Origin of the sequence: Gordonia caeni (assembly GCF_039537105.1) — a bacterium.
Taxonomy (GTDB): domain Bacteria; phylum Actinomycetota; class Actinomycetes; order Mycobacteriales; family Mycobacteriaceae; genus Gordonia; species Gordonia caeni.
The window spans coordinates 46,324-65,042 of record NZ_BAAAZW010000006.1 but is presented as its reverse complement, the minus strand read 5'-3'; the positions used below and the strand labels follow the sequence as shown (position 1 = coordinate 65,042).

Here is an 18,719-nt window from a genome sequence, read left to right as displayed (position 1 = left end):
CAGTCACTCCAGTTCCACCAGCAGATCCCCGGCACCGACCTCGGTCGCCGGACCCACCACGACGCGGCGCACGGTGCCGCCGGCCGACGCGGTGATCGAGGCTTCCATCTTCATCGCCTCGATGGTGCCGATCGCGCTGCCCGGGGCCACCTCGTCGCCGACCGCCACCGACACGGTCACCACGCCCGCGAAGGGCGCACCGACGTGGTTCGGGTTGTCCTTGTCGGCGCGTTCACGCACCTGGACCGAGACGTCGGCACTGCGGTCGCGCACCGGCACCGGCCGCAGCTCGCCGTTCAGCGTGCAGATGACGGTGCGGATGCCGGCGGTGTCGGGTTCGGAGACCGCCTCCAGGGTGATCAGCAGGTCGACGCCGTCGCGCAACCGGGCCCGGTGCTCCGGACCCTGCTGCAGGCCGTAGAAGAACTGGTAGGCGGGCAGGCGCGAGGTGTCGCCGAACTCTTCGCGGTGAGCCAGGTATTCGGCGGTCGGCCCAGGGAACAGCAGGCGGTTGAGCGTCGCGCGACGTTCCTCGCCGGGCACCGACAGTGCCGCGACGTCCTCGTCGCTCAGCTGTTCCTCCTCCTGCAGCTCCGACCGGCCGGCCAGGATCTGCTCGCGCAGCGGTTCGGGCCAGCCGCCGGCGGGCACCCCCAGTTCGCCGCTGAGGAAGCCGACCACCGAGTCGGGGATGTCGTAGGCCGTCGGATCGGCCGCGAACTCCTCGGCGGTGATGCCCTGCGCGACGAAGGCCAGCGCCAGGTCGCCGACCACCTTCGACGACGGGGTCACCTTGACCGGGCGGCCGAGGAGACGGTTGGCACCGGCGTAGGCCTCCTCCACCGCCTCGAAGCGGTTGCCGACGCCGATCGAGATGGCCTGCTGCCGCAGGTTCGACAGCTGGCCGCCGGGGATCTCGTGGTCGTAGACGCGGCCGGTCGGCGCCGGGATGCCGGACTCGAAGGTGCCGTACATGCGGCGCAGCGTCTCCCAGTACGGCTCGAGCGAGGTCACCTTCTCCAGGTCCAGACCGGTGTCGTACTCGGTGTGCGCGGCGGCGGCGACGATCGCCGACAGCGACGGCTGGCTGGTGGTGCCCGACAGCGGTGCGCTGGCCCCGTCGACGGCGTCGGCGCCGGCCTCCCACGCCGCCATGTAGGTGGCCAGCTGACCGCCGGGGGTGTCGTGGGTGTGCACGTGGATCGGCAGGTCGAAGCGCTCGCGGAGCGCACCGACCAGGGTGCGTGCGGCCGCCGGGCGCAGCAGCCCCGCCATGTCCTTGATGGCCAGCACGTGCGCCCCGGCCTCGACGATCTCCTCGGCCAGGCGCAGGTAGTAGTCGAGCGTGTACAGGTCCTCGGCGGGGTCGGCGAGGTCGCCGGTGTAGCTCATGGCGACCTCGGCGACGGTGGTGCCGGTCTCGCGCACGGCGTCGATCGCCGGTCGCATGGCGTCGACGCTGTTGAGGGCGTCGAAGATGCGGAAGATGTCCACGCCGGTGCGGGCGGCCTCGTCGACGAAGGCGGTGGTCACCCGGGTCGGGTACGGCGTGTAGCCGACGGTGTTCTTCCCGCGCAGCAGCATCTGCAGGCAGACGTTGGGCAGCGCCTTGCGGAGCCGGGCCAGCCGCTCCCAGGGGTCCTCTTTGAGGAACCGCAGGGCGACGTCGTAGGTGGCTCCGCCCCAGCATTCCACCGACAGCAGTTCCGGCGTCAGCGCCGCGACGTACGGCGCCACCGAGACCAGACCGCTGGTGCGCACGCGCGTGGCCAGCAGCGACTGGTGTGCGTCGCGGAAGGTCGTGTCGGTCACCGCGAGCGCCTTCTGCTCGCGCAGGGCCCGCGCGAAGCCCTCGGGGCCCAGCTGATCGAGGCGCTGCTTGGAGCCTGCCGGCGGATCGGTGAGCTCTACTGGGCTCAGCTCGGGAAGCTTGGTGTGCGGGTGGACGGTGGTGGGCACCTCCCCGTGCGGGCGATGCACCGTCACATCGGCCAGGTAGTTCAGCAGCCGCGAGCCTCGTTCTGAGGAGCGCTCAGCGGTGAGCAGCTCGGGACGGGAGTCGATGAACGACGTGGTGATGGCGCCGGCCTGGAAGTCCGGGTCGGCCAGCACCGCCTTCAGGTAGTCGATGTTGGTGTGCACGCCGCGGATCTTGAACTCGGCGAGCGCGCGCTGCGCACGGATCACCGCGGTGTGGAAGTCACGTCCGCGGCAGGTCAGCTTCACCAGCATCGAGTCGAAGTGACCGGTGATCTCACTGCCCAGCGCGGCCGCGCCGTCCAGGCGCACCCCGGTGCCGCCGGGCGCGCGGTAGACGTTGATCCGGCCGGTGTCCGGGCGGAACTCGTCGGCCGGGTTCTCGGTGGTGATCCGGCACTGCAGGGCCGCACCGTGCACCTGGATCGACTCCTGCGTGAGCTTCAGATCGGGCAGCGTCTCCCCCGCCGCGATCCGCAGCTGCGCCGACACCAGGTCGACGTCGGTGATCTCCTCGGTGACCGTGTGCTCCACCTGGATCCGCGGATTCATCTCGATGAAGTAGTGGTGGCCGCGCTCGTCCACCAGGAACTCCACGGTGCCCGCGCAGGTGTAGCCGATGTGCCGGGCGAACTTCACCGCATCGTCGCAGATCTGTTGGCGCAGAACCGGATCCAGGTTCGGGGCCGGCGCCAGCTCCACCACCTTCTGGTGGCGGCGCTGCAGCGAGCAGTCCCGCTCGTACAGGTGGATGACGTTGCCGTCGGCGTCGGCCAGGATCTGCACCTCGATGTGCCGCGGGTTCACCACGGCCTGCTCCAGGAACACCGTCGGATTGCCGAAGGCCGAGTCGGCCTCCCGCGAGGCCGCGGCGATCGCCTCGGCCAGTTCCTCCGGGGCCGCCACCCGCCGCATGCCGCGGCCGCCGCCGCCGGCGATCGCCTTGACGAACACCGGGAAGGTCATCGATTCGGCCGCCCGCAGCAGTTCGTCGACGTCCGACGACGGCTCGCTGCCAGCGAGGACCGGCAGGCCCGCCTCGCGGGCGGCCTGCACCGACTGCTTCTTGTCGCCGGTCAGCTCCAGCACGCGGGCGCTCGGCCCGACGAACGTGATCCCCGCCGCGACGCAGGCGGCCGCCAGCTCGGGGTTCTCCGAGGCGAAGCCGTAGCCGGGATAGATCGCGTCGGCGCCGCTCAGCTCGGCGGCCCCGATCAGCTCCTCCACCGACAGGTACGCCTGCACCGGACGGCCGGGTTCGCCGATGCGGTAGGACTCGTCGGCCTTGCCGCGGTGGATACAGTTGCGGTCCTCCACCGGGTACACCGCCACCGTGCCCGCACCGAGCTCGTATGCGGCGCGGAATGCGCGGACGGCGATCTCGCCGCGGTTGGCCACCAGGACTTTGCTGAACATCACTGCCTCGTCGGTTCGTTGCATGGATGGTTGCCGCGGCGGGTCACCGTGACACCGTGCTGACGTACGAATCCGTCGTCGGCCGCGGGCGGGATCGTCCACACCGGGCCGACGACGGCTCTCGTGACTGCCAATCTATTCTGTCAGGCCGGTACGGGGCGCTGAATGGGACCGTCGTAGGCCGAGAGCGGACGGATCAGTGCGTTGGACCGGGCCTGTTCGACGATGTGCGCCGTCCAGCCGCTCACCCGGCTCATCACGAACAGCGGCGTGAACATCGCGATGTCGAAGCCCATCAGGTGATAGGCCGGTCCGGTCGGGAAGTCCAGATTCGGCTTGATCCCGGTGCGCTCGTCCATCGCGGCCGCGAGCTCGGTGTAGATGTCGAGCCAGCGCGTCTCGCCGACGTGCTCGGAGACCGCGACCAGCGCGTCGTACATGGCCGGCACCCGCGAGTCTCCGTTCTTGTAGACGCGGTGGCCGAAGCCCATCACCTTGTCCTTGGCGTCGAGCTTGGCCGTCAGCCAGTCCCGGGCCCGGGCGGCGTCGCCGATCTCGATCATGTCGTGCATGACGGCCTCGTTGGCGCCGCCGTGCAGCGACCCCTTCAGCGCGCCGATCGCCGCGGTGACCGCACTGTAGAGATCGGACTGCGTGGAGGTCACCACGCGCGCGGCGAAGGTCGAGGCGTTGAAGCTGTGTTCGGCGTAGAGGACCATCGACTGCGAGAAGGCGTCGACGATGACGCGGTCGGGCACCTCCCCGAAGCACATGTTCAGGAAGTTCTCCGCGTAGCCCAGCCCGTGGTGCGGGCCGATCGGTTCCAGCCCACGGCGCCGGCGGAAGTCCGCGGCGACGATGGTCGGCAGCACCGCAAGCAGACGCAGCGACTTGTCGAGGTCGGCCTCGACGGTCGGCACGTCCTCCTCGGGGTCCTCACTGCCCAGGTAGCTGACCATCGTCCGCATCACGTCCATCGGATGGCAGGTCTCCGGGATCCGGGCCAGCACCGCCTGCGCCGACCGGTTCAGCCGCCGGTTGGCGCGCTCGCGCTGGGTGAACAGCGCCAACTGCGCATCGGTCGGGAGCTCACCGTGCCACAGCAGGTAGGCCACCTCCTCGAACGACTTTCCGGCCGCCAGATCCTGCACCGCGTAGCCGCGGTAGGTGAGGCTGTTGGTCTCGGGCACCACCTTGGAGACGGCGGTGGTGTCCACCACCCCCCCGGCCAGGCCCTTGTAGATCGTCTGCGTCTGGCTCATGACTGCTCCCTCGGTCGGCTGTAGGTGAAGATCGAATCGTCGAAGTCGTTGTAGTCGGCGTAGCGCAGCAGTTCGTAGAGCCGGGCGCGGTGCTGCATGTCGTCGAGGATCCCGGCCTGGGTGCCCTGCCCGTCGATCTGCCGCAGCCCCCTCTCGACGGCCCCCATCGCCAGCCGAAGCGTGGTGACCGGATAGATCACCGCGTTGTAGCCGAGGGCGCCCAGCTGGTCGGCGGTGAGCAGTTCGGACTTGCCGAACTCGGTCATGTTGGCCAGCAGCGGAGCGTCGACCTCGGCGCGGAAGCGCTCGAACTCGCCGAGATCGGCGAGCGCCTCGGTGAAGATCAGGTCCGCCCCCGCGTCGACGTAGGCTTTGGCCCGTTCGATGGCGGAGTCGAGGCCCTCCACCCCGCGGGCGTCGGTGCGGGCGCAGATCACGAAGTTCGGGTCCCGGCGGGCGCCGACGGCGGCGGCCAGGCGCTTGATCATCTCCTCGGCCGGCACCACCTCCTTGCCGTCGAGGTGGCCGCAGCGCTTCGGGTTCACCTGATCCTCCAGGTGGCAGCCGGCCAGGCCGGCGTCCTCCAGGGTGGCGATGGTGCGGGCGGCGCTCATCGGCTCGCCGAAACCGGTGTCGGCGTCGATCAGCGTCGGCAGGTCGGTGGCGCGAGCGATGGCCCCGCCGCGGGCGGCGACCTCGGTCAGCGTCGTCAGCCCGATGTCGGGCAGCCCCAGGTCGGCCGACAGGGCCGCACCGGAGACGTACACGCCCTCGAAGCCGATGTCGGCGACGAGCTTGGCCACCAGCGGAGAGAACGCTCCGGGCCACCGCTGGAGCGTCCCCGAGTCGAGCCCGGCGCGCAGCGCGATGCGCTTGTCGGCGTCGCTGACGCCCGCAGAGAACAGCGTCATCAGAGAATGCCCTCCCCGGTCGCCGGCGCCTGTGCCAGCACCTCGTCGAGCACGCGGACGTTCAGGCCGGCGAGCTCGCCGGCACCCGCCTGGCGCAGGTTCACCGCGGCCGCGGTGAACCGTTCCTGCTCGGCCGGGTCGACGACGCCGTCGGCCATCCGGGCGAACTTGCCCAGATACTGTTCGCGGGCGAACGGACGGGCACCCAGCGGGTGGGCGTCGGCGACGGCGAGTTCGTCGGTGATCACCTCCCCGTTGCGGAGGGTGATCACCGCCCGGGCGCCGAAGGCCTTCTCGTTCGGGTCGGACGAGTGGTAGCGGCGGGTCCACTCCGGGTCTTCGACGGTGGAGATCTTCTTCCACAGTTCGATGGTCTCGGGGCGGTGGGCCCGCTCGGGCGCGTACGACCGTTCGTGATCCCAGTCGCCGTCCTCCAGAGCCACCGCGAAGATGTACATCACCGAATGGTCGAGGGTCTCGCGGCTGGCGTCCGGGTCGAACTTCTGCGGGTCGCCCGAGCCGGTCCCGATCACGTAGTGGGTGTGGTGGCTGGTGTGCAGCACGATCGACTCCACCTCGGTCAGGTCGGCGATCTTCTCGCGCATCCGGCGGGCGAGGTCGATCGGCGCCTGGCTCTGGTACTCGGCCGAGTGCTCCTTGGTGTAGCTGTCGCAGATGGCGCGCTTGGGCTCGCCGGGTCCGGGCAGCGGCACCGTGTAGCGGGCGTCGGGGCCGCCGAGCAGCCAGGCGATGACGCCGTCCTCGCCCTCCCAGATGGGCGACGGCGCGCCCTCGCCGCGCATGGCGCGGTCGACCGCCTCCACGGCGATCTTGCCGGCGTGTGCGGGGGCGTAGGCCTTCCAGCTGGAGATGGCGCCCTTGCGGGACTGACGGGTGGCGGTGGTCAGGTGCAGGGCCTGCCCGATCGCCTGGTAGATCACGTCGATCTCCAGTCCGAGCATGGTGCCCAGCCCGGCCGCGACCGACGGGCCCAGGTGGGCGACGTGGTCGATCTTGTGCTCGTGCAGGCAGATTCCGCGGACCAGGTCGATCTGGACCTCGTAGGCGGTGGCCAGTCCGCGGATCAGATCGTCGCCGCTGGCGCCCACCCGCTGCGCCACCGAGACCAACGCCGGGATGTTGTCGCCGGGATGGGAGTACTCGGCGGCCAGGAAGGTGTCGTGGAAGTCGAGCTCGCGCACGGCGACGCCGTTGGCCCAGGCGGCCCACTCGGGGGCGAAGGTGCCGTCGACGCCGAAGACGCCTGCGCCGCCGTCCAGCGGGCGGGCCTGTGCCTGGCGCCGGGCGACGGTGACCGGGCGGCGGCCGACCGAGGCGGCGCTGACGGCCGCGTTGTCGATGATCCGGTTGATGATCATCTCGGTCGTGTCGGCGGGGACCTCGACCGGGTCGACGGCCACCTGAGCGATCTTGTACGCGAGATGCTCGGTGGTCGGGAAGGGCTCGGAGCTACGGCGAGTGTGGACCTCGTGATTGATCATGTTCGCACCGTACGCAGATGGTGGTTCGCGGCGAAAGACCTGGCTAATGCGTATCTTTGCGGATCTTCTGCGCGCATTCTGCGAATGTTGCGGACGCCGGGGACGTTAGGCTGTCCCCATGGCGAAGACCTACGTGGGCGCACGACTGCGCCGGCTCCGCGAGGATCGCGGCATCTCGCAGGCCGCCCTCGCCCGCCGGCTGGAACTGTCGACCAGCTACGTCAACCAGTTGGAGAACGACCAGCGTCCGGTGACCGTCCCGGTGCTGCTGCGCCTGACCCGCGAGTTCGAACTCGCCCCCGACTTCTTCGCCGCCGACGGCGACGCACGGCTCACCGCCGACCTCGCCGACGTGCTCCTGGAGCAGGGCGAGGCTCCGCTGTCGCAGACCGAGGTGACCGAGCTGGTCGCCCGGCTGCCCGGGGTCGGCCACACCCTGGTGAGCCTGCACCGGCGGCTGGCGGCGGCCACCAGCGAACTCGAGAGCTACCGGGGCACACTCACCGGCGCGGCCAACGGCGAGGACACCGCGCCGGGCACCCCGTTCGAGCAGGTCCGCGACTACTTCTACGACCGCCGCAATCACATCGCCGAACTCGACGCGGCGGCCGAGGAGCTCTTCGACCGCGCCGGCCTGCGCATCGGCGGCCTGGACCTGCAGTTGGCGCGAGTCCTGGAGAGCGACTACGGCATCCGCGTGCAGATCACCTCCACCGCACCGGGCGAGCCGGCCTCCGCGGTGCCCAAACGCCGGTACCGCCCCGACACCGCGACGCTGGAGCTGGCGCGGCGGCTCACCCCCGGGCAACGTGCCTTCCAGCTCGCCACCCAGCTGGCACTGCTGAGCCAGCGTGAGCTGATCGACCGGCTGATCGAGGAGGCCGTCGACCCGTCACTCGGGACCGGCGGGCTCGACGCGGGTTCGATCCCCGTCGCCCGGACCGGGCTCGCCAACTACTTCGCCGGCGCGCTGGTGCTGCCCTACACCCAATTCGCCGCCGCAGCCCGGCGCGTCCGGTACGACATCGACCTGCTCAGCCGGGACTTCGAGGTGGGCTTCGAGACCGTCTGCCATCGGCTGTCGACGCTGCAGCGCCCGGGCGATCGCGGCATCCCGTTCATCTTCGTGCGCGTCGACAAGGCCGGGAACATCTCGAAACGACAGTCCGCCACGGCATTCCACTTCTCGCGGGTGGGCGGCAGCTGCCCGCTGTGGGTGGTGCACGATGCCTTCGCCATGCCGGGGCGCGTCCACACGCAGGTGTCGCAGATGCCCGACGGCCGCACTTACTTCTGGCTCGCCCGCACCACCGATGCGGCGCACCAGGGACACCTGGCGACGCCGTCGAACTTCGCGGTGGGCCTCGGGTGCGACCTGTCGCACGCCGAGGAACTGGTCTATGCGACCGGGGTGGACCTGCGGGATTCGCGGACCGTGGTGCCGATCGGGGCCGGCTGCAAGGTGTGCCCCCGCCCGGCGTGCCCGCAGCGCGCCTTCCCACTGCTGGGACGACCGATCCAGCACGACGAGACGGTCAGCGCTCCGACGCCGTACTCCCCCGCCCGCGCCGAGTGACCCCGGCGGGACGGGGACGTCGGGACCGGGCCTACTTGAGGCGTTCCTGCTCTTCGCGCTCGAGCCGGTCGCGCTCGGCCTGACGGGCCTTCTCCTCGTGCTCGATCGCTTCTTCGGGCTCGTTCTTGTTACTCATGGTTCTCCTGAGTGTCCGGGTGAATGGGTGTCCGGGGCGATTGACTGCCCGCGAAGAGTCTACGGTCCGCCGCCCGGGGTGTTCGCGACTCGCCAGTGATGCAGCTCCAGCGCCGCGGCCACCGCGATCGCGTTGGTCTCCAGCGGGACCGGCAGCAGTTCCTGCGCCCGGGAGATCCGGCGGACGACGGTGTTGCGGTGCGTGTACAGGCGCGCGGCGACGGCGCTGGCGTTGCAGCGTTCGGCGAACCACACCCGCAGGCATTCGGCCAGGTCCGGATCGGCGGTCCGCAGCCGGCCGAGGGTCGCACTGAGGAAGTCCTCGATCCGGTCCTCGTCGTCGGTCATCGCGTCGAGCAGACGCAGATCGTCGTACCGCGCCAGGCGCCGCCGGCCACCGCCCCGGATCAGCATGCGGTGGGCCACCAGCGCCTGGAAATGACTGCGGCGGAAGCCTTCCCGGCCCGATCCCGGAGCTCCGAGAGCAACGGCCACCTCGTCGTCGATCGTCGGTGCGGACTCCACGTCGACGGCGTGGGCGGGGAACCACACCCACAGTTGCGAGGGCCCCGCCAGCACGGTGAGGCGCTCGGGGATCTGCGAGGCGGTCATGATCGCCTCGCACACCGCCTCCAGGCGCTCGGCGCTCACGTGCGGGCCGCCGGAGATCACCGCGGCCAGCTGCGGACCGTCGAGCCGGTAGCCCAGCCGCGCCCGCGTCTCCGAGAGCGGGGCGCCTTCCAGGATCAGTGCGACGGCGGCGCGCCGTTCGGCGTGGGTGTCGCCGGCGAGGCCGGCGCGGGCGGCGTCGATCTGCTCGGCGAGCACCGCGACGGTGTCGTCGATGAAGGTGGTGATGGACGCGGAGGTGACCTCCAGCAGTTCCCGAAGCAGCCGCGGGTCGTCGGTCAGGTCGAAGCAGACGCCGAGCCACAGTCGCCAGGCCACGTTCTGCGCGGTGCGGAAGGAGTCCAGGGCGCCGGTGTCCAGGCCGCGGCGCACCAGGTCGCGGACGAAGACCGAGGCCTCGGCGGTGTCGACCACCGCCACCCGCTCGCCGGGGGCCTCCAGATTGCTGGCCGCCCACCGGGTGAGGTTGGCCGCATTGGTCTGCATCGCCATGTCCAGCAGCACCGGGTCGTCGGCGATCGCCGACATGCCGGCGCCCCGCAGCACGCTGTCCTCGAGCTCCTGCGTCCACTCCGGAGGCGCCTCCAGAATGCGCTGCACACCGGTCCGGATCAGTGCCGCCACCGCCGGACTGACCGGTGCGCCCGCTGCCGTGTCCGCGCCGTCGATCGCCATGCTGTGCATTATGCACCTCAATACGAGGTACCTCGGTACCAAATGCCCTTGCCCTCGGTCGCCGGCCGATCGATCATGGATACACATCCCGATCCGACCGAATGGAATCGCCTCATGGCCCCCGACTCCGCCGACGTGCCGGCCCCCACCGACGTGCCGCCCTCCACCGACGTCCTGGACGTGCTGATCATCGGGGCCGGCATCTCCGGCATCGGTGCCGCGCACTATCTGACGGCCGAACATCCCGGCAAGACCTTCGCGATCCTGGAATCGCGGCACACCGCCGGCGGCACCTGGGACCTGTTCAAGTACCCGGGCATCCGCTCGGACTCGGATCTGCACACCTTCGGTTTCGGATTCAAGCCCTGGACCGACAACCAGGCGATCGCCGATGCCCCGCGCATCCTCGACTACCTGAACGAGGCGATCACCGACGACCACCTGACCGACCGGATCCGGTTCCACCGGCGCGCGGTCGCCGCCGACTGGTCCACCGCAGATCAGGCCTGGCACGTCACCGTGGCCGCCACCGACGACTCCTCTGCCGAGCCGGAGATCGTCAAGGCTCACTGGATCTTCGCCGGTACCGGCTACTACAACTACGACGAGGGCTTCACCCCCGAGTTCGCCGGCCGGAACCGCTTCACCGGCACCGTCGTGCACCCGCAGCACTGGCCCGAGGATCTGGACTTCGCCGGCAAGAAGGTGGTGGTGATCGGCTCCGGCGCCACCGCGGTGACGCTGGTGCCGGCACTGGCCGCGCAGGCCGGGCACGTCACCATGCTGCAGCGCACCCCCACCTACGTGATCCCCCTCCCCCGCGAGGACGTCATCGCCAACGCCATGAAGAAGGTGCTCGGCCCCACGCTCGGCTACCGCTTGAGCCGCGAGAAGAACATCCTCCAGCAGCGCGTGGTCTACGAGCTCTGTCAGCGGTTCCCGCGGCCCGCGCGCGCGGTGATCCGCCGCACCAACCAGGCGATGCTGGGCAAGGACTTCCCGGTGGACCCGCACTTCAATCCGCCGTACAACCCGTGGGACCAGCGCCTGTGCGTGGTGCCCGACGGCGACATGTTCTCGGTCCTGCGGCGCGGCGAGGCCTCGATCGTCACCGACCGCATCGAGACGTTCACCGAGAAGGGCATTCTGCTCGAGAGCGGCCGGGAACTGGAGGCGGACGTCATCGTCACCGCCACCGGCCTGAACCTGCAGATGTTCGGCGGCATGGAGTTCGCCCTCGACGGCGAGCCGGTGGACCTGGCGAAGACCGTCGCCTACCGCGGCATGATGCTGTCGGGGCTGCCGAACTTCGCCATGGCGATCGGCTACACCAACTCCTCGTGGACGCTGAAGGTGGACATGCTCTGCCAGTACTTCTGCCGCCTGCTGGCCCACATGGACTCCCGCGGCTACACCAGCGTGCGCGCGGTGCCGGATCCGGCGATGGAACTGCGTCCACTGCTCGACTTCGGCGCCGGCTACGTCCAGCGGGCCCTGGACTCGCTACCCAAGCAGGGCACGGTGAACCCCTGGAAGATGTCGATGAGCGTGTACTCCGACGTCCGACTGATCCGCCGCGGGCCGGTGGACGACGAGTTCCTGGTCTACGAGCGGGTGGCCTCCGAACAGGCCGCCGCCGTCTGACGACACCTCGCGAAATCGGTGCTCATAAAATAAGTGAGCGTTCATTTAGACGAACCCCGCACACCCGTGCGGGGTTCGTTCTACATTCGCTGTGACGACCCCGCACCTCAGGAGGAGAACTCCCGCCATGGCCGCACTCAGCACCTGGATCACCCGGCGCGCCGCTCGCACCCCGGACGCCGTCGCCCTCGTCGACGCCACGACGGGCACGCAGACCACCTACGCGCAGTTCGCCGCGAACAGCGCCCGCCGCGCCGCCGCGCTGCGCTCACGCGGGATCCGCCGCGGCGATCGCGTGATGCTGATCGGCCTCAACTCGACGACGCAACTGGAGACGATCTTCGCCGTCGCCCGGCTCGGTGCGATCAGCGTGCCGGTCAACTTCCGGCTCTCGCCCGCCGAGATCGCCTACCTGATCGACGACTCCGCCCCCGCCGTGCTGCTGCACGACGACATGTTCGCCGAACTGGCCGCCGCAGCCGCCGCCCAGGCGCCACGCCCCGTCGACGTCGCGCACCTGGATTCGACCGATCAGCCCGAGGCCGTGATCGCCGACGAGGAACCGGTCGCCGACGACGACATCGCCATGCTGATGTACACCTCGGGCACCACCGGAAAACCGAAGGGCGCCATGCTCACGCACGGCAACTTCGAGTGGAACGCGATCAACATGCTCGCCGCCGGCGAGGGCATCACGCCCACCGACAGCACGCTCGCGGTGGCCCCGCTGTTCCACATCGGCGGCCTGGGCCTGTACGTGCTGCCGATGCTCTACACCGGCGGCACCGTCGTCGTGGCCCCCGCCTTCGATCCGGCGGCCGCCCTGAAACTGCTGGCCCGGTATCGGGTCAGCGTCCTGTTCATGGTGCCCGCGATGTGGGACGCGATGTCCAAGGTCCCCGACTTCGACGATCACGACCTGTCGGCGCTGCGCTGCCTGCTGTGCGGCGGCGCCCCCTGTCCGCTGCCGGTGATCGACTTCTACCAGGGCAAGGGCCTCACCTTCATGGAGGGCTTCGGCATGACCGAGCTGGCCCCGGCCGCGGCGATCCTGGAGGCCCAGTACGTGCGCAGCCACGCCGGCTCCGTCGGCCGCCCGGTGCTGCACGACGACGTGCGCATCGTCGACGGCGAGGATCGCGACGTCCCGATCGGCGAGGTCGGTGAGCTGCTGATCGCCGGACCCAACGTCTTCGCCGGCTACTGGGGCCTGCCCGCGGTGACCGCCCAGGACAAGCGCGGGGGCTGGTTCCACACCGGCGACCTGGCCCGCCAGGACGCCGACGGCTTCCTCACGCTGGTCGACCGCAAGAAGGACATGATCGTCACCGGCGGCGAGAACGTCTACCCGATCGAGGTGGAGCAGATCCTGTTCACCCACCCGGCCGTCGAGGACGCCGCGGTGATCGGCCTGCCCGACGAGAAGTGGGGCGAAGGGGTCACTGCCGTGGTGGCTCTGCGCGACGGCGCGAGCGCGACCGCCGACGAGCTGATCGCCCATTGCCGCGAGCAGATCGCGCACTTCAAGAGTCCGCGCCGGGTGGAGTTCGTCGACGTCCTCCCGCGCAACGCCACCGGCAAACTGCTCAAGCGGAATCTGCGCGAACAGTTCGGGTCAAGCGGCTCGGCCGTCACCCGCTGAGTGCGCGCGGCCGGTCGTTCGGCGAGCGCTCGGCCCGCCGCGGTTGTCTACTGGAGGCATGAGCCGCTTCGCGCCGACCGAGCTCGCCGATCTGGACCAGTGCACCCGAGACCTGGTCGGCACCTGGCTGGCCACCGCCGCCGCGACGGGCCACCGGCGACAGAAGGCGGCGGCCCGGCTGGCGGCCGTCCTGGCCGACCCGCACGGCCTGGGCTTCACCGTCGGCTTCGTCGACCGCGTGATCGGCACCGAGGACCCCCGCGCCGCGGCCGCCGCCCTGGCCGAGCTCGCCGGTGAGCTTCCCGCCTCCCTCCCCCGGATCGACCGGCTGCAACTGCGGGTGGGCGGCGCGCTGGGTCGCCTCGTGCCGCGCGTGGTGGTCCCGATCGCCCGCGCCCGCATGCGGGCGATGGTCGGGCACCTGATCGTCGACGCCCGGGACCGGCCGCTCACCGAGTCCATCGCCGCGCTCCGCCGCGGCGGGCACCGCCTCAACCTCAATCCACTGGGCGAGGCCGTCCTCGGTGAGGCCGAGGCCGACCGCCATCTGGAGCAGGTGCGCCGACTGCTGCGCCGCGACGACGTGGACTACGTGTCCATCAAGATCTCCTCGGTGGCCTCACAGCTGTCGATGTGGGATTTCGAGGGCACGGTGCGCTACGTCGTCGACCGCTTGGCCCCGCTGTACCGGGAGGCCGCCGCTGCTCCGCCGGGGACCGCGTTCCTCAACCTCGACATGGAGGAGTACCGGGACCTGCGGTTGACCGTCGAGGTCTTCACCCGGCTGCTGAGGCTTCCCGAACTGGCGCACTATGAGGCCGGGATCGTCGTGCAGGCGTATCTGCCCGACGCCGTGGGCGCGTTCGATCAGCTGGCCGACTTCGCCGCCGACCGGGTCCGCGGCGGCGGGGCCGGTCTCAAGGTGCGGCTGGTGAAGGGCGCCAACCTCGCGATGGAGCGGGTGCACGCCGAACTCGCCGGCCGTCCGGCCGCCACCTGTGCCACCAAGCTCGACACCGACGTGAACTACAAACGCATCCTGTGCCGGGTCCTGAACCCCGAGACGATGACCGGCCTGCGGCTGGGCGTCGCCGGCCACAACCTGTTCGACATCGCCTTCGCCCACCTGCTCGCCGAACGCCGGGGCGTCACCGACCACGTCGAGTTCGAGATGCTGGCCGGCATGGTGCCCGAGCAGGCCGAGACGGTCAGCGCCGACGTGGGCCCGCTGCTGCTCTACGTGCCGACGGTGGCACCGCGCGAGTTCGACGTCGCGATCTCGTACCTGGTACGCCGCCTGGAGGAGAACGCCGCCCCGGAGAACTTCATGTCCGGGATCTTCGACCTGGCGCCCGGGAGCGCCACGCACCGACGCGAGGAGCAGCGTTTCAGCGACGCCGTCGCCGCCCTCGCCGCGGTCGTGACCGATCCACGGGTGCCGGGCCCGCGCGACCGGCAGGACCGCACCGCGGAGCAGAGCGCCCCGGCCGTCCCGGTCGATCCCGCCTCGCTGCCGCCCTTCGCCTCGGAGCCGGACACCAACCCGGCGTTGCCCGCCAATCAGGAGTGGGCGCGCGCGGCCCTGGCCCAAAGCGCCGAGCCCGGCTGGCTCGACGCGCTGCCCGTCCCCCCACCCGGTGATCGAGCCTCCCCACCCGGCGATCGAGCCTCCCCACCCGGTGATCGAGCGCAGTCGAGATCCTCCCTCGACCGCACCGTGGCCACCGCCCGGGCCGCGGCAGCACAGTGGGCGGCGCGGCCGGCCGCCGAGCGCGCGGCGATCCTCTACCGGGCCGCCGACCTGCTGTCCCGCCGCCGCGGTCACCTGATCGCCGTGGCCGCCGCCGAGGCCGGAAAGTCGATCGCGGAGAGCGACCCGGAGGTCTCCGAGGCCGTCGACTTCGCCCGCTACTACGCCCACCGGGCCCTGGAACTGGAGCGCGTGCGAGGGGCGGACTTCACGCCCGACCGGCTCATCGTCGTCACCCCGCCGTGGAACTTCCCCATCGCGATCCCCACTGGCGGCACCGTCGCCGCCCTCGCCGCCGGCGCCGCCGTCATTCTGAAGCCGGCCGGGCCGGTCCCGCGCTGCGCCCAGGTGATCCTGGAGGCGCTGTGGGAGGCGGGGGTGCCGCGCGCGGTCTGCGTCGGCGTGTATCCGGACGAGGGGCCGGCCGGCGAACAGCTGCTGCGCCACCCGGGCGTGGACCGCGTGCTGCTGACCGGCGCGTCGGAGACCGCGGCGCTGTTCGCGGCCTGGCGGCCCGGGCGGCCGGTGAACGCCGAGACCTCCGGGAAGAACGCCCTGATCGTCACCCCGTCGGCGGACCGAGATCTGGCGATCGCCGATCTGGTCCACAGCGCCTTCGGGCACGCCGGCCAGAAGTGTTCGGCGGCGTCGCTGGGCATCCTGGTCGGCTCGGTCCACGACTCGGCTCGGTTCCGCCGGCAACTGGTCGACGCCGCGTCGTCGCTGGTGGTGGACTGGCCGGTCGACGCGGCGGCCGCGGTCGGGCCGCTCACCGAGGAGCCGACCGACAAGCTGTTCCGGGCGCTGACCACCCTCGAGCCCGGCGAGCGCTGGCTCCTGCGCCCGCAGCGACTCGATGACACCGGGCGTCTCTGGTCGCCGGGGATCAAGGACGGCGTGGCACCGGGCTCGCTGTTTCACCGCACCGAGGTCTTCGGCCCGGTCCTGGGCCTGATGCGCGCCCACGACCTCGACGAGGCCCTCGCCCTGCAGAACGGCACCGACTTCGGCCTCACCGCCGGCCTGCACTCGCGCGACCTGCGCGAGGTGCGCACCTGGCTCGACGGCGCGCAGGCGGGCAACCTGTACGTCAACCGCGGCATCACCGGCGCCATCGTCGGGCGGCAGCCCTTCGGCGGCTGGAAGGGCTCGTCGGCGGGACTGGGCTCCAAGGCCGGCGGCCCCAACTACCTGATGCTGATGGGCACCTGGTCCGACGCGCCCGCCGCCGCGTCCCCGTCCGCGCCCACCCTGCCGGCCGTCGCCGGTTTCGTCGCCGAACTCGCCACCGCGCTCGACGCCGACTCCGCGCACCGCCTCAGCGCTGCGGCCGCCGACGACGACGCCGCCTGGGAGGCCGAGTTCGCCCGCGGCACCGACCCGGCGGGGCTGCGGTGCGAGGCGAACATCTTCCGCTACCGCCCCGCGGCCGTGCTGGTCCGCATCGGCGCCGGCGCACCCGCGTGGCAGGCGGCCCGGGTGCTGGCAGCCGCCGCCCGGGCCGGGATCGTCCCGCGCATCTCGGCGGACCCCGGCCTGGGACGCGACGTGGCCGGCGTCCTCGCCGCAGCCCGCACGCACCTGGGCATCGGCCCGGCCGGGCAGCAGGACGAGCAATCCTTCGCCGCGGCTGTGCCGGGGTTGCCGGAAAGCCGGATCCGCGTCGTCGGCGGCGTCTCCGACCGGGTCCGTGCCGCCGTCGCCGCGCGTCCGCGGACGGCCCTGCTCGACGACCCCGTCACCCGCTCCGGCCGCGTCGAACTGCGCTACTGGCTGGCCGAGCAGGCGGTGTCGATCACCCTGCACCGGTTCGGCAATCCGGCCCCGGCCTTCCATCGCCTCGCCGCCGACCTGAAGGACTAGCACCAACTACCGCCCCGGCGACCCCGGCGGCCGATACGCTCCCCGCAGGGCGATCGGCTTCGGGTTCGCCACCGCTCACCCTCCCGTCCGGCCCCCGCCGGTCCGGGCGTCTCGATCGTCGAGGAGACCCGAAGATGTCTGTAGCGTCCCACGGGGAAGGCTGGCAGCTGGCCGCCGTCATCCTGTATTTCGCCGCCATGCTGGCCATCGGCTACTACGCCTACCGCAAGAACCAGAACGACCTGGACAGTTACATGCTGGCCGACCGCGGCCTCAAACCGTGGGTCGCGGCCCTGTCGGCCGGCGCCTCGGACATGTCGGGCTGGCTGCTGATGGGGCTGCCTGGTGCGATCTACCTGCACGGACTGGTCGAGTCATGGATCTTCATCGGGTTGATCATCGGAGCCTGGCTGAACTGGAAGCTGGTGGCCCCGCGGCTGCGCGCCTACACCGAAGTGGCCGGCGACGCGATCACCATCCCGAGCTTCCTCGGCAAGCGCCTGCACGACAACTCCCACATCCTCCGCATCACCTGCGGCGTCATCATCCTGGTGTTCTTCACCTTCTACGTCTCCAGCGGCATGGTCGCCTCCGGCAAGTTCTTCGACACCTCGTTCGGGATCGACTACACCGCGGGCATGCTGATCGTCGCCGCGATCACCATGCTGTACACGCTCTTCGGCGGCTTCCTGGGTGCCTCGCTCACCGACGTCGCCCAGGGCATTCTGGTGGTGGTCGCACTGCTCGCGGTGCCGATCATCGGGGTGATCGAGCTCGGCGGGATCGGGGCCGCCGTCGACGGGGTGCGCGCCGTCGACCCGGACCGGCTGAGCATGTTCGCCGGCGGCAGCGCGCTGGCTATCGTCTCCGCCGCCGCATGGGGGCTCGGCTACTTCGGTCAGCCGCACATCATCGTCCGGTTCATGGCGCTGCGGTCGCCCGGCGACGCGCCCACCGCTCGCCGGATCGGCATCGGATGGATGGCGCTGTGCGGGCTCGGCGCGGTCGGCACCGCGCTGGTGGGCATCGCCTACTTCGGCGCACACACCGCCGACGGCCTCGACGATGCCGAGACCGTCTTCCTGGCCCTGTCGCAGGTCCTGTTCCACCCGTTCATCGCGGGTCTGGTGCTGGCGGCCGTCCTCGCCGCGATCATGTCGACCATCTCCTCGCAGCTGATCGTCTGCTCATCGGCCCTGGTGGAGGACCTCTACAAACTGATCGCCGACAAGTCGGGCTGGCCGGTGCTGGCACCGGCGACCTATGTGCGCCTCGGGCGGCTCGGGGTGCTGATCATCGCGGTGATCGCGGTGATCCTGGCCCTGTCGCCGTCCAACAGCATTCTGGCCCTGGTGGCCTTCGCGTGGGCAGGGTTCGGCTCGGCCTTCGGCCCCGTGGTCATCATGTCGCTGTACTGGCGCCGACTCACCACCGCGGGGGCGCTGGCGGGCATCGTCACGGGCGCCGTCGTCTCGTTCGTCTGGGGCCAGGACCGGTTCCAGAACTTCCTGGTCGGCCGGGTCCCGGACTCGGTGTCCGACTTCGTGTCCGGCACCTACGAGATCATTCCCGGATTCATCGCCGGCTTCCTGGCGATCATCGTCGTCACCCTGCTCACGCAGCGGCACGACGCCGACTCCATCGACGCAGAGTTCACCGACGCCGTGGCGCTCTCGCGCACCAAGCGCAGCGTGGAGCGTCCCGTCGCCGCGCCCGCCGCCGACTGAGTGCCTACC

General features: G+C 70.9%; 10 protein-coding genes. 5 read left to right on the top strand and 5 right to left on the bottom strand.

The genetic code is table 11. The annotated features are described in order from the left end of the window. Positions 1-3 precede the first annotated feature (3 nt). The 4 genes from ABD732_RS11130 to prpD all read right to left on the bottom strand — a co-directional run bounded on the left by ABD732_RS11130 (position 4) and on the right by prpD (position 7,068). Entirely contained in the window at positions 4-3,393 is a 3,390-nt protein-coding gene (locus ABD732_RS11130; protein WP_344783632.1) for a pyruvate carboxylase, read from the bottom strand. Positions 3,394-3,536: 143 nt separating this feature from the next. Continuing rightward, on the bottom strand, positions 3,537-4,655 hold the full coding sequence (locus ABD732_RS11125) for a bifunctional 2-methylcitrate synthase/citrate synthase (RefSeq protein ID WP_344783629.1): 1,119 nt from the start codon (positions 4,653-4,655) through the stop codon (positions 3,537-3,539). After that, entirely contained in the window at positions 4,652-5,566 is a 915-nt protein-coding gene (gene prpB / locus ABD732_RS11120; RefSeq protein ID WP_344783627.1) for a methylisocitrate lyase, read from the bottom strand. Before prpB ends, ABD732_RS11125 begins: the two co-directional genes overlap by 4 nt. After that, a complete protein-coding gene (gene prpD / locus ABD732_RS11115) occupies positions 5,566-7,068 on the bottom strand; it encodes a 2-methylcitrate dehydratase PrpD (protein ID WP_344783625.1) in 1,503 nt (500 codons plus the stop codon). Before prpD ends, prpB begins: the two co-directional genes overlap by 1 nt. A gap of 118 nt (positions 7,069-7,186) precedes the next feature. Here prpD and ABD732_RS11110 point away from each other — a divergent pair, with 118 nt between their 5' ends. Continuing rightward, the gene (locus tag ABD732_RS11110; RefSeq protein WP_344783623.1) at positions 7,187-8,644 is read left to right on the top strand and encodes a short-chain fatty acyl-CoA regulator family protein; all 1,458 of its coding nucleotides are present in this window, start codon (positions 7,187-7,189) and stop codon (positions 8,642-8,644) included. Positions 8,645-8,839: 195 nt separating this feature from the next. Here ABD732_RS11110 and ABD732_RS11105 read toward each other — a convergent pair whose 3' ends face one another. Then, positions 8,840-10,084, bottom strand: coding sequence for a PucR family transcriptional regulator (locus ABD732_RS11105; RefSeq protein WP_344783621.1), 1,245 nt, complete (start codon positions 10,082-10,084; stop codon positions 8,840-8,842). A 114-nt stretch (positions 10,085-10,198) separates the two neighbouring features. Between ABD732_RS11105 and ABD732_RS11100 the strand changes: the two genes are divergently transcribed. The 4 genes from ABD732_RS11100 to putP all read left to right on the top strand — a co-directional run bounded on the left by ABD732_RS11100 (position 10,199) and on the right by putP (position 18,710). Then, a complete protein-coding gene (locus tag ABD732_RS11100) occupies positions 10,199-11,728 on the top strand; it encodes a flavin-containing monooxygenase (RefSeq protein ID WP_344783619.1) in 1,530 nt (509 codons plus the stop codon). Positions 11,729-11,855: 127 nt separating this feature from the next. Further along, entirely contained in the window at positions 11,856-13,370 is a 1,515-nt protein-coding gene (locus ABD732_RS11095) for an acyl-CoA synthetase (RefSeq protein ID WP_344783617.1), read from the top strand. A gap of 58 nt (positions 13,371-13,428) precedes the next feature. Beyond that, positions 13,429-16,983: a proline dehydrogenase family protein gene (locus ABD732_RS11090; protein WP_344783615.1), complete on the top strand. Its 3,555-nt coding sequence runs from the start codon at positions 13,429-13,431 to the stop codon at positions 16,981-16,983. 134 nt (positions 16,984-17,117) lie between these two features. After that, the gene (gene putP, locus ABD732_RS11085) at positions 17,118-18,710 is read left to right on the top strand and encodes a sodium/proline symporter PutP (protein WP_344783613.1); all 1,593 of its coding nucleotides are present in this window, start codon (positions 17,118-17,120) and stop codon (positions 18,708-18,710) included. Positions 18,711-18,719 lie beyond the last annotated feature (9 nt).